At 50.0% G+C, this 12,767-nt stretch carries 13 protein-coding genes; all 13 read right to left on the reverse strand.

What is annotated here, in order from left to right; all coding sequences use genetic code 11:
• Positions 1 to 3: 3 nt before the first annotated feature.
• Positions 4 to 840: a peptidoglycan DD-metalloendopeptidase family protein gene (locus EOE67_RS00100; protein ID WP_240652650.1), complete on the reverse strand. Its 837-nt coding sequence runs from the start codon at positions 838 to 840 to the stop codon at positions 4 to 6.
• 4 nt (positions 841 to 844) lie between these two features.
• Complete coding sequence (locus EOE67_RS00105) at positions 845 to 1,423, reverse strand: YqaA family protein (protein WP_127697039.1); 579 nt, start codon at positions 1,421 to 1,423, stop codon at positions 845 to 847.
• Between the two features lie 56 nt (positions 1,424 to 1,479).
• Positions 1,480 to 2,133 (reverse strand): protein-L-isoaspartate(D-aspartate) O-methyltransferase, encoded by a 654-nt coding sequence (locus EOE67_RS00110; RefSeq protein ID WP_127697440.1) that lies wholly within the window; start codon positions 2,131 to 2,133, stop codon positions 1,480 to 1,482.
• 2 nt (positions 2,134 to 2,135) lie between these two features.
• Complete coding sequence (gene surE, locus EOE67_RS00115; RefSeq protein ID WP_127697040.1) at positions 2,136 to 2,888, reverse strand: 5'/3'-nucleotidase SurE; 753 nt, start codon at positions 2,886 to 2,888, stop codon at positions 2,136 to 2,138.
• A complete protein-coding gene (truD, locus tag EOE67_RS00120) occupies positions 2,889 to 4,034 on the reverse strand; it encodes a tRNA pseudouridine(13) synthase TruD (protein WP_127697041.1) in 1,146 nt (381 codons plus the stop codon).
• Positions 4,031 to 4,516, reverse strand: coding sequence for a 2-C-methyl-D-erythritol 2,4-cyclodiphosphate synthase (gene ispF, locus EOE67_RS00125; protein WP_127697042.1), 486 nt, complete (start codon positions 4,514 to 4,516; stop codon positions 4,031 to 4,033). Before ispF ends, truD begins: the two co-directional genes overlap by 4 nt.
• A complete protein-coding gene (ispD, locus tag EOE67_RS00130; RefSeq protein WP_127697043.1) occupies positions 4,513 to 5,202 on the reverse strand; it encodes a 2-C-methyl-D-erythritol 4-phosphate cytidylyltransferase in 690 nt (229 codons plus the stop codon). The genes ispF and ispD overlap by 4 nt, the downstream gene beginning before the upstream one ends.
• A complete protein-coding gene (gene ftsB, locus EOE67_RS00135) occupies positions 5,199 to 5,483 on the reverse strand; it encodes a cell division protein FtsB (RefSeq protein WP_068066952.1) in 285 nt (94 codons plus the stop codon). The genes ispD and ftsB overlap by 4 nt, the downstream gene beginning before the upstream one ends.
• 124 nt (positions 5,484 to 5,607) lie before the next feature.
• Positions 5,608 to 6,261, reverse strand: coding sequence for a hypothetical protein (locus tag EOE67_RS00140; protein ID WP_240652651.1), 654 nt, complete (start codon positions 6,259 to 6,261; stop codon positions 5,608 to 5,610).
• Between the two features lie 157 nt (positions 6,262 to 6,418).
• The gene (gene eno, locus EOE67_RS00145; protein ID WP_127697045.1) at positions 6,419 to 7,711 is read right to left on the reverse strand and encodes a phosphopyruvate hydratase; all 1,293 of its coding nucleotides are present in this window, start codon (positions 7,709 to 7,711) and stop codon (positions 6,419 to 6,421) included.
• A 182-nt stretch (positions 7,712 to 7,893) separates the two neighbouring features.
• Positions 7,894 to 9,534, reverse strand: a complete 1,641-nt coding sequence (locus EOE67_RS00150) for a CTP synthase (RefSeq protein ID WP_127697046.1) — start codon at positions 9,532 to 9,534, stop codon at positions 7,894 to 7,896.
• A gap of 172 nt (positions 9,535 to 9,706) precedes the next feature.
• Positions 9,707 to 10,492 carry a nucleoside triphosphate pyrophosphohydrolase gene (mazG, locus tag EOE67_RS00155; protein WP_127697047.1) on the reverse strand — a complete coding sequence of 262 codons (786 nt, stop codon included), beginning with the start codon at positions 10,490 to 10,492 and terminating at the stop codon, positions 9,707 to 9,709.
• Positions 10,493 to 10,572: 80 nt separating this feature from the next.
• Positions 10,573 to 12,765: a GTP diphosphokinase gene (relA, locus tag EOE67_RS00160; protein ID WP_127697048.1), complete on the reverse strand. Its 2,193-nt coding sequence runs from the start codon at positions 12,763 to 12,765 to the stop codon at positions 10,573 to 10,575.
• Positions 12,766 to 12,767: the final 2 nt, after the last annotated feature.

Here is a 12,767-nt window from a genome sequence, read left to right on the forward strand (position 1 = left end):
GTTTTATTTTAGGTATTTGAGCGGATCAACGGATTGGCCACGAAAACGAATTTCAAAGTGCAGCTGAACGCGATCTGCATCAGTGTTGCCCATTTCTGCAATGAGTTGACCAGCTGACACCGAATCACGCTCTTTGACCAATAATCGATGGTTGTGAGCATAGGCGCTGAGGAAATCATCGTTGTGCTTGATAATCACCAGATTGCCATAACCGCGAAGGGCATTGCCGGCGTAAACTACCTGGCCTGCTGCCGCAGCTTTGATCGGTGTCCCAACAGCACCACCAATGTCCAGGCCTTTGTTACCATGCTCCTGGTGCGAAAATTTCGCTAAAATCGGGCCTTTTACCGGCCACAACCATTGCGATACGTTCCCATTGTTGGTACTCTTGTCGATTTTTTCAGATTCTGTGACCTGTTGATTCTGACCATAGCGCTTTTGATTTTGCTGCGCAACTACTTTAGAGGAATTTAATGGAGTCTTTGATTTAACTGGATTTGAATAATTCTTATTTGCTGAACGGTCGGTTAAAACCGGGCCTCGTACTGCTGTTTTGTAACCGTTGTCTTTGCCAGTCACCAATACCTGACCAACATAAATGGTGTAAGGCTCAGGAATACGATTGAGGCGCGCCAGATTGCGATAATCCATCCCGGCGCGAAAGGCGATCGAAAATAAGGTATCGCCTTTTTTCACCTGATAGGTGTCCGCCTGCAGACTCCCTTTCGCCACTTGCCGGCTTTGGGCATAACTGACCGGCGCCGGCCCCTGACTGCTGGAACAAGCCTGCAACAGTAGACTGCAGACCAGGCCAGCGATCAGACCGTTTTTTTGCAACACCCGATTAGCCATAGACGTAATACAACACCCCGCCCAGTGCAACCGTGCCCCAACCTAACCAGTCGACGATATCACGCAGTTTTTGCTGCATTTTGGCACCGCCCCAGTACATTAAACCCGCCACCAGAAAAAAGCGGCTGGCACGGCCAATCAAAGATGCGATAACAAAGGGTAAAAACGCCATATGCATCAAACCGGCACCGACGGTAAACAATTTATAGGGAATGGGTGAAAAGCCTGCAACAAACACCACCCAGACGCCATATTCAATGAACCAACGCTCGACCAGCGCAAACGTTTCCTGATAGCCCATATATTGGATAAATGGCAGCACCACTGGATCATACAACCACCAGCCCAGCAGATAACCAAACATGCCTCCCAGCACGGAAGCAACCGTCGTTAACGTGGCGTAACGCCAGGCTTTTTCCGGATGCGCCAACGCCATCGGCGCCAGCATCACATCCGGTGGGATCGGGAAAATAACCGATTCAGTAAAACTTAAACCTGCTAAATACCGCTCTGCGTGACGATGTTTAGCCCAGGTCAACGCCTTGTCATACATCCATTGAAAAATCTTCAAACTATGAACCTCAAAATACTAACCTCAAAATATGAACCTCAAACTCGTGTAAAAAATCAGGCAAGCTCGCCGGGAACTAAAGGCACAAACCGGACAGCTTCAACATCTTTTTGCGAAAATTCTTCGCCATTGCGGGTATAAACCCGAAGCACCTGTTCCTGGCTACCAACCGGGATCACCAGTCTTCCGCCATCAGCAAGCTGCTGTAATAAGGCTTCGGGCACTTGCGTCGGTGCGGCGGTGACAATAATGCAATCAAAAGGTGCTTTGGTGGCCCAACCGAGCCAACCATCACCATGCTTCATCGAGACATTATGTAAATCAAGCTGTTGCAGACGACGCTTCGCCTGAAACTGCAGGGTTTTAATCCGTTCCACGGTGCAGATTTGGCTGAACAACCGCGCCAGAATAGCGGTTTGATAACCAGAGCCGGTGCCAATTTCCAGCACCTTTTGTGGTTTCCAGCCTTCGATATCCAGCGGTTCCAGCAATAACTCAGTCATCCGCGCCACGATATAAGGCTGGGAAATCGTTTGCCCCTGACCTATGGGTAACGCGGTGTTTTCATAAGCTTTATGCGCCAGTACCAGTTCCACAAACAAATGCCTTGGGATCTGCGCAATCGCATCCAGCACTTTGGCGTTGCGAATACCGTCCTGCTGAAGTTTTTGTGCCAGCAGCGCGGCGCTGCGAGGAGTTGCCACCGCCATCATCAGAGCTCGATTCCAGCGAGCCAGTCACGTAGCGGTTCAATGCTACGATAAGCGGTCATATCAATTTGTAATGGCGTAATCGAAGCATACCCATTCGCAACCGCATAAAAGTCAGTGCCTTCACCGCCATCGAGTTCTGGCCCAAGCGAGCCATACCAATAAATCGAACGACCCCAGGGATCGGTGGTGCTGGTCATGGTTTCTGCTTTATGCCGCCGACCCAGCCTTGTGACCTGAATGCCTTTAAGCTCGTCGATAGGAATCGCTGGTACATTAATATTCAGAATTTGGTCGGCCGGTAACGGGTGGGATTTGAGTTTTTTAATCACCTGCAAGGTGACATAAGCGGCGGTTTCAAAATGCTCGTCGGTATGACCGGCCAGAGATACTGCAATGGCTGGTAAGCCGAGATGACGGCCTTCAGTGGCGGCGGCGACGGTACCTGAATACAGCACATCGTCACCCATATTGGCACCGTGATTGATGCCAGCGACCACTAAATCCGGCGCTTCGGTACACAACTGGCTGATCGCCAGATGCACGCAGTCAGTCGGCGTGCCGTTCACCGCAATAAAACCATTGTCGAGACGTTGGGTGCGCAGCGGGTTTAATAAAGTTAATGAGTTACTGGCGCCACTACAATTACGATCCGGGCCGACAGTCGTCACCTCGGCAATCGACGTTAAAGCCTGGTGCAACACCATAATTCCTTTGGCATAGACCCCATCATCATTACTTAATAAAATCCGCATTTAACACTCCAACATAACTTGTTCGCGGCCAAGATCCTGATATTTAACCAGTTCACGTAACACCGATGTCGCAAAACAACCGGTCGGTAACGCAAATTGCAGCGCGAGTGTATCATCTTGCCACTGATAACTCAGCGCTTTTGGCACCAGTCGGCAGGAACGCCGTTCGGTATTGACGTTGAGATCACAGAGCGCCTGCACCCAATGTTGATAAGGCGCCAACTGCTGTAATTGCCAGTCCAGCGCAGCGCCGGTTTCCAGCACTTTGCCAATGCCGGGTAAAATAGCCGTTGGATGCAAATCCTGTTCCTGTAAGCGCTGGGAAATTTCGTCGGTGAGTTCCGGCACACTAAATACCGAACCCGAACCATCAAGCTGCACCACGGCACCCGGTAATAAGGTTAAAAACAGCTGCTCACGCACCCGCGCCGACACCTGCTGATTAAACAGCATCGAGCGGCTGGCTGATAATGCTAAACCCCGCAGTTGCCGATCCGGAATACTTTCACCGGCAAATAACCGCGCCGCCAACTGCAGGTTGCCACCAAAATGGCCAAAGCGTTGTTCACCATAATAATTCGGTACACCTTGCTGAATTTGTTGCAGTTTTGCTTCTAATTCTGCTTGGTCACTGACGTTACGTAGTTTGAGCTGAAAATGGTTTTGTTTAATCGAGCCTAATTTTAACCGGCGTTGATGACGCACGGTTTGCAGAATCCGCACCCCTTCGATGTTCCAGTCCTGATAATGCAGCTCTTGTTTAATTGGTACCGGCAAGCAAAACCATTGCCGGGTCACTGCATGGCGATCTTTGAGGCCAGCATAACTGACCAACCGCGCTTTTAAACCGGCGGCAGCGGCAATTTGCTTCGCCACGTATTGCGTGTTCTGACCGATTTTTTCGACCAGTAATAACAAATGTTCGCCATGGCCAGTTGGGGTGAAGCTCAGCTCTTCATCGACGATAAAATCATCGGCTTGAGTACGCAGATTAGCGGTCGCTTGTGGCTCACCATACAAATACGCCAAAGGCGGAAACTGCGGCGCTTCAGCGCGACGGGCTTGTGGGGCATCGGTTGCTTCGGCTGGCAGATCACTTGTTATTTCAAGCGGTTGCGCTGGCAAAATTTCTGAGTGACCGGTCATGCAGTTTTCACCAATAACACCACAGCTTCTACCGCAATCCCTTCTTTACGCCCCACAAAACCGAGTTTTTCGGTGGTGGTGGCTTTGACATTCACTTGCGACAGTTCCGTCTGTAAATCCGCCGCCAGCACTTCACGCATCGCGTTGATATGCGGCGCCATTTTTGGTGCCTGCGCCATAATGGTCACATCCAGATTCCCCAGTTGATAACCCAGCGTTTTTACATCGGCAAATACTTTACGCAATAAAATCCGGCTGTCGATGCCTTTAAAAGCAGCATCGGTATCCGGGAAATGATGGCCAATATCGCCAAGTGCCACCGCGCCTAACAGCGCATCAGACACCGCATGTAACACCACGTCACCATCGGAGTGCGCCAATAAACCTTGGTCATACGCTATTTTGACACCGCCTAAGGTGATAGGGCCATCGCCGCCAAACGCGTGCACATCAAAACCGTGGCCAATCCGAAAAGGGGTCATTGTTGCTCCAGATAAAAACGAGCCAGGGCTAAATCTTCTGGCTGGGTAATTTTAATATTGTCGGCGCGCCCAGGCACTAACAGCACCGGATGTCCGGCCCATTCCAGTGCTGATGCTTCGTCGGTGATGGCAATGCCTGCGGCTAACGCCTGGCTTAAACAGTCACGTAACAGGGCTGTCGGGAAAAGTTGTGGGGTTAAGGCGTGCCATAACTGCTGGCGCGAAACCGTATGGTCAACTTTGGAAAGTGGCGATGCGCCATCACCACGTTTCATGGTGTCACGAACTAAGGTCGCCAGAATTCCGCCGGCTTGTGTTGAAAAGCACTGCTGTAATAAGTTTTCAATATCGGCAATGTGTACCAGCGGACGGGCGGCGTCATGCACCAACACCCATGGAAATTGTTCCGCATCAATCGCATGTAAGGCATTGAGGACTGAGTTGGCGCGTTCAGCACCACCAAGCACCCGGGTTACTTTTGGTTGTTGCGCTAAAGAAGTGGCTTCAAAATAAGGATCTTCAGCAGATAACGCCAGCCAGATCTGGCCAAGTTGCGGCAGTTGTAATAACCGGCCAACCGTATGTTCAAGAATGGTTTTACCAGCGAGTTGCAAATATTGCTTGGGCCGGTCGGCTTGCATCCGTTGCCCGATGCCAGCGGCAGGGATCACCACCGCAACCTTCATTTTTTACCTTGCGCGGTAATTAAGCGGAAAAATACTTCGTCTTGTTTGATTAAGCCCAGCTCGTTGCGGGCACGCTCTTCAATCGAATCGAGGCCTTGTTGTAAATCGGCGACATCGGCCTGCAGCATCTTATTGCGTTTTTCCAGTTCGAGATTGCTGGCCTGATGCGTTTTCAGCTCTTCTTTATGCTGCAGATATTCTTTGACACTGTGCTGACCGAGCCACAGCCGGTATTGCAAAGCACCACAGATAATCAGCAGGATCAGTACTAAAATGCGCATACAGCACCAGAACGGTTGGAATGAGCTTTATTATGAAGGGTCAGGCTGCTGCTGAAAAGCCCTCAAAGGCGCAATTTAGCTGGTGACAGGCAGAAATATTGCGCTAAGCAGGCTGGTCTCTCGCTTATCGCAGATCTTTTTTCGCCGGATGGGGTTTGGCAAAGTTTTGCCAGTTCAAGCGACTTGCCAGCAACATCTCACGCAGACTTAACAAACGCGGTAATTTCCGTTCCTGATTGCGCCACTGATGGCCACAACAAACCGCCACCAACACCGCTTTGCCTGGTTTTAACAACAGCTTTTGCTGATTGTCCGGCTCTTGCGGCCAACCCGCCATTGCAAACCAGCCATGTTCATTACAATGAATACGCTGGCCGTCATGGTCAATTTCATCAATCGAATCGAGGCGGATTTGTTCAAGCTGGTTTTGCTGTGGGTCTTTGATGTACACCGGCACTAACAAACCGAGTTTGGCGTACTTGTGGTAATAGCTGAAAATACTTTCGGATTCATCGACATGCGGCACCGGACAGACCTTGCTCTGGCTATGCAGCCAACAGGCATTCTGGCTGTCGAGGGTCAGTGGTGATGGGTGTTTCAGAATTAACGAAGCGGCTTCACGCACATAAAACGGCAAGCTGGCCAGCCGTTTGGTCAACAGCGGTAGCTGCTCAGACGGCGTCTGCGACAGACGTAATAACTCGCGCTCGTACAAGGTGTTGCACAGCTCAGTGTAAGTCTGTTGATGCTCCGGACTCAACCAGAGTTCGTTTTGCATACTCATGCGCCGATGTTAGCTGTTTTCCGAGCACTGTCAAAGCTGATCCTTGCTCAACGAACGGCAAGACAAGCTTCAAAAAAAGGCCAGACCAATCATTCACATACAAAATGCATGATCAACCGGGCCCTTACGATACACAAATCAGCTAAAAGGCTTATTGGCCTTTAATTTCTACCCGGCCACGGTACGGTGCTTTGGCACCCAGCTCTTGCTCAATCCGCAGTAACTGGTTGTACTTTGACACGCGATCTGAACGGCATAAAGAACCGGTTTTAATTTGACCAGCAGCAGTACCTACCGCTAAATCGGCGATAAACGAGTCTTCAGTTTCACCTGAACGGTGAGAAATGACAGCTGTAAAACCAGCGTCTTTCGCCATTTTGATGGCGGCTAAAGTCTCAGTCAGCGAACCAATCTGGTTGAACTTGATCAGAATCGAGTTACCAATGCCCTGCTCAATACCACGGGTCAGGATTTTGGTGTTGGTCACAAACAGGTCGTCACCCACCAGCTGCACTTTAGTACCGATTTTGTTGGTTAAATCTTTCCAGCCGTCCCAATCTGATTCATCCAGACCATCTTCAATTGAAATGATTGGGAATTTGTCAGCCAATCCTGCCAGGAAGTCGTTGAATTCATAGGAAGTGAATTCTTTGCCTTCGCCAGTCAGTTTGTATTTACCGTCGTGGTAAAACTCTGATGCAGCGCAGTCTAAAGCTAAGGTGATGTCTTTATTCAGCTCGTAACCGGCGGCAGTAACTGCTTTAGAAATCACTGTTAACGCTTCTTCGTTTGATTTTAAATCCGGCGCAAAACCACCTTCATCACCCACCGCTGTATTTAAGCCCTGCGCATGCAGTTCTTTTTTCAGCTGGTGGAAAATCTCAGCGCCCATCCGCAGTGCTTCAGCAAACGTCTTCGCGCCAACTGGCTGCACCATAAATTCCTGGATATCGACGTTGTTGTCAGCATGCTCACCACCGTTGATGATGTTCATCATCGGCACTGGCATTGAATACACACCTGGGGTGCCATTTAAATCAGCAATATGCTGATACAATGGGATTTTTTTATCAGCAGCTGCAGCACGTGCTACTGCTAACGATACCGCCAGAATAGCGTTGGCGCCTAAATTTGATTTAGATTCAGTGCCGTCCAGATCAATCATGATCTGGTCGATGTTGGCTTGCTCATACGCAGATTTACCAACTAAAGCCGCTTTAATCGGACCATCAATATTGGCAACTGCAGTACGAACGCCTTTGCCTAAATAACGGCTTTTGTCGCCATCACGCAGTTCTAACGCTTCACGGGTGCCGGTTGACGCGCCTGAGGGTGCGCAACCCCGGCCCATCACGCCACTTGCTAAAAACACATCGGCTTCAACCGTTGGATTACCACGTGAATCAAGAATTTCACGGGCGACGATATTGATAATTTCAGACATTGTATTCCCCTGTAGACCAAAGCAAAAAGCCGCACCTTATACCCTTCATCCTTGAAGATGCGGGGTTGTTGGCCGCCTTCACGAACCCCAGTCACTTAGAACAGCTAAGCTCCTGGGGCTTCGTTCAGTTGCCGCCTACCCGAATCTTCAATGATTTTGGGTATATAGCACGGCTTCTTCAATTATTTGGTCGTTTGTTGCTTCTGATATTTATATGCTGCTGCGACAAACCCCTGGAACAACGGATGACCGTCGCGTGGCGTCGAGTTAAATTCCGGATGGAATTGCCCGGCCACAAACCAGGGATGGTTCGGTAGTTCAATCATTTCCACGAGCTGATTATCCGCAGATAAACCAGAAATTATCAGGCCAGCCTCTTCAAGTTGCGGAATAAGGTGATTGTTCACTTCATACCGATGGCGGTGACGTTCACTAATGACGTCTGCACCATAAATTTCGCGGGCTTTGGTATTGGCCTTAAGGTTACAGTTTTGGCTACCCAGACGCATGGTACCGCCTAAGTCGGAATCGTCGGAACGTAATTCGACTTGACCTGCACTGTCCAGCCATTCGGTGATCAAACCAACCACCGGGTAAGGCGTGTTCTTATTAAACTCAGTTGAATGCGCATCTTTCATACCTGCCACATTGCGGGCAAACTCAATGAGTGCGACTTGCATACCTAAGCAGATGCCAAGGTATGGAATTTTGCTTTCACGGGCGTATTTGGCGGCAATGATTTTGCCTTCGATGCCACGCTCACCAAAACCACCAGGTACCAGAATACCGTCCAGGCCTGCCAGAATGCCGGGGCCTTTGGTTTCAACATCTTGTGAGTCGATGTATTTGATGGTGACGGTTAAACGGTTTTTCAGACCGGCATGGTTCAGTGCTTCGTTGACTGACTTGTATGCGTCTTTTAATTCAACGTACTTACCGACCATACCGATGGTGACTTCGCCGGTTGGATTGCTTTCCTGATACAACACCTGTTCCCATTCGGCCAAATCGGCTTGTGGGCAATCCAAATGGAAACGACGGACCACTAAATCGTCCAGGCTTTGTGATTTTAACAAGGCCGGAATTTGATAAATGCTGGAAACGTCTTTCAGCGAAATCACCGCCCGCTCTTCCACGTTGGTGAATAAAGCAATTTTGGCTTTTTCGTTGGTTGGAATAGTGCGATCAGAACGGCAAATCAGAATATCCGGCTGAATACCAATCGAGCGCAGCTCTTTCACTGAATGCTGGGTCGGTTTGGTTTTGATTTCGCCTGCAGTGCCTAAATACGGCACCAAGGTTAAATGCATAAACAGTGCGCGTTCGCGGCCAATTTCAGTGCCGAGCTGGCGAATTGCTTCTAAAAATGGCAAGGACTCGATATCACCAACAGTGCCGCCGATTTCGACGATGGCAATGTCATAACCTTCAGCGCCGCTAATGACGCGCGCTTTGATTTCATTGGTAATATGCGGAATGACCTGAATGGTGGCGCCTAAATAATCACCTCGGCGTTCGCGGCGTAAGACTTCAGAGTAAATTTTACCTTGGGTGAAGTTATTCAGTTTGGTCATTTTGGTGCGGATAAACCGCTCGTAATGGCCTAAATCGAGGTCGGTTTCAGCACCGTCTTCGGTGACATAAACTTCACCGTGCTGAATTGGGCTCATGGTTCCCGGATCAACGTTGATATACGGATCCAGTTTCAGGATTGTTACCTTCAGGCCACGTGCTTCTAAAATTGCGGCTAATGAAGCTGCAGCAATACCTTTACCTAAAGATGAGACAACCCCACCCGTCACGAAGATGTATCTTGTAGTCATGAGACCCCTGAGGCACGTTGAGTTTTTGGATATCGACTACCTGAAATTCAATAGCTTAGCGGTGAATGAACACTGCGCTAGGTGGGAATTTCAGATTTGATATCAGGACGGGCGGAAAGTATAGCAAAGCCACCGCCAAGGCTCAATCGAAAGCTGAGTGGTGGCGCTGGTTTTACGTCGCCATCCGTTTGGCCAGCTGCCAGGCGGCTTCCATTTGTTCCAGACTGGCAACTCCGACTGGCGTGCTGGTCTCTGCAAGCTGCTGCTCAACACTTCGAAACCTTCGTTCAAATTTGGCGTTGGCCTGGCGCAAAATACCTTCCGGCTCCAGGCCATGTTTGCGCACCACATTGACCAGCGCAAACATCAAATCACCCAGCTCATCGGCAAGCTCGGCCGAGCCTGGTGCCGTTTGCTCGACTTCTAAGATTTCTTCTTTGACTTTGTCCCAACAACCGTCAACGGATGGCCAGTCAAAACCAACCGTGGCGCAGCGTTTTTGCAATTTATAAGCGCGGCTGAGCGCCGGTAAACTGGCAGGCACGTTATCTAACACACTGTCTAAGCCGGATTTTTTGCGCTCGCTACTCTTTAGCGCTTCCCAGTTTTGCAAAGCGCTGGTTGCATCAGTACCGCCACCAGCGGTTTCAGAGCCAAAAATATGCGGATGACGGCGGGTAAGTTTGTCGCAAATGGCTGCTACACAATCGTTAAATTCAAAGCGGCCTTGCTCAAAGGCCATCTGGCTGTAAAACACCACCTGAAACAGTAAATCGCCGAGCTCGTCTTTTAAATCGTCAAAATCGCCCCGTTCAATGGCGTCCGCCACTTCATAAGCTTCTTCAATGGTGTAAGGCACTATGGTCTGAAAAGTCTGGGCTTTGTCCCAGGCGCAGCCTTGCTGTGGGTGGCGTAAGGTCGCCATAATGGCCAGCAAGTCGTTGATATTGTTTGACATGAACAAGTTCCAAAACTGAGTCAATAACAAGGGGCAATCGCTGCCCCTGTTTTTATAATATTTCGATAGCAAGATGTCGATTAATGCGAACGCTTAGCCTCAATCACATCATCAATCAGACTGACTTTAGTCAGCAATTTATTCAGTGAATCCAGGTTATACAGTTCCAGCGTCATATTAATAATGGCGGTCTGGCGCGCGACATCGGAATTACTGCTCATCCTAAGCACATTGGCTTTTTCGTTGGCCAGGATGCTGGTAATATCGCGCAGTAGACCATTGCGGTCATGCGCCACGATGCGAATTGTCACTTCGTAGCCTGAGGCATATTGATCGCCCCAGGTCGCTTCGACCACCCGTTCCGGATGTTGCTCCTGCAGGTTTTTAAACTGGTCACAATCATCGCGGTGTACCGCAATACCCCGGCCCTGGGTGATATAGCCAACGATGGCATCACCAGGTAATGGCTGACAACAACCCGCCATATGCGTCATCAAATTACCGACGCCCTGCACCACCACATGGCTTTTCGCCGGGGCTGGCGCCATTGGTTTGGTAATCAGCCTTGGATCAATTTCCGGCGGTTCGGCTTTGGCGTATTGGCTTTGGATGTAATGGACGACTTGCGTGACTTTAATCTCGCCGCCACCAATACCAACCAGCAATTCTTCCATCGAATTGACGTTAAAGCGATGAATGACTTTCACCGGTTGATCCAACACCAAATTCAGCCGGTGCAATTCGGTATCCAATAACTCTTTACCAGCCGCGTAGTTTTTATCGCGATCCTGCAGCCGGAACCAATATTGCACCTTAGAGCGGGCGCGACTGGATTTTAAATACCCCTGATTCGGGTTTAACCAATCGCGACTAGGATTGGGCTCACGGCCGGTTAGAATTTCGACCTGATCGCCGGTTTTCAGCTGATAGGTAAAAGGTACGATGCGGCCGGAGATTTTCGCGCCAATACAACGATGGCCAACATTGGAATGCACGTAATAAGCAAAATCGAGTGGCGTCGAGCCGAGCGGTAAATCGACAATGTCGCCTTTGGGGGTAAACACATAAACCCGGTCTTCAGTGACCTGATTGCGCAGCTCTTCCGCCAACGAAGAATCGACCACTTCTTCCTGCCAGGCCAGAATTTTGCGCAGCCAACCAATTTTTTCATCCAGCGCCCCTTCACGGCCAGCCGGACCACCTTCTTTGTAGCGCCAATGCGCCGCGACCCCAAGCTCTGCATCATCGTGCATCTGCCGGGTGCGGATCTGAATCTCAATCGGCCGGCCTTGCGGGCCGAGCACTACGGTATGAATGGACTGGTAACCGTTTTGCTTCGGCGTTGCGATATAGTCGTCGAATTCTTTCGGCAAATGCTGCCAGGAGGTATGCACGATGCCAAGCACTGCATAGCAGTCCTGCACTTTTTCAGTGACGATGCGCACGGCGCGAATATCGTATAGCTGGTCAAAAGCTAAATGCTTTTTCTGCATCTTTTTCCAGATGCTGAAAATATGCTTTGGCCGACCGTAGACTTCAACTTTCAGGTTTTCGTCTTTCATCCGACTTTGGACACTATCGACAAATTCCTGCATATAGTGCTCGCGACCAAGCCGTTTATCTTCAAGCAAAGTCGCGATTTGTTTGTAGGTTTGTGGGTGCAAGTACCGGAAAGCTAAGTCTTCCAACTCCCATTTCAACTGGCCGATACCAAGCCGGTTGGCCAGCGGACCGAAAATGGCGTTGGTTTGCTTTGCTGCCAACACTCTGGTTTCTTCGTCGGCGTTTTTGACATCCCGCAGATAACAAATTTGTGCTGCCAGCTTAATCACCACTGCCCGCACATCTTCAACCATGGTCAGCAGCATTTTCCGTAGATTATCGGCTTGCTGGGCGTTCGGGGTTTGGCTTGGTCCCACCGGAATGGTGCGAATGGCTTCCATTTGTTTGACCGCGGCCAGCATCACTAACACTGGAGGCTCAAACTGGCTGGTCAGGGTGTCGCAGGACAACACATCGGCTTCGACCAGCGGAAATAACAAAGCAGCGGTTAAGGCGTCTTTGTCCATCCGCAAATCGGCCAGAATTTCCACCATTTCCCAGCCGGTGCGCACTTGCGGGCAGGTTTGTTCGGTCAGCGCATGTTGCTGCAGCCATTGTTCGGCTTCGAGCAAACAATTGATTTTTTTCTCCGGCAAACCAAGCGAACTGAGCCAGGCTGTGGTTTCGCCCGGGTTGTATTCAGTACTGTGAGAATGCCGAACCGTGACCATAA

It is taken from the genome of Rheinheimera riviphila (genome assembly GCF_004005945.1).
GTDB classification, from domain to species: Bacteria; Pseudomonadota; Gammaproteobacteria; order Enterobacterales; family Alteromonadaceae; genus Pararheinheimera; species Pararheinheimera riviphila.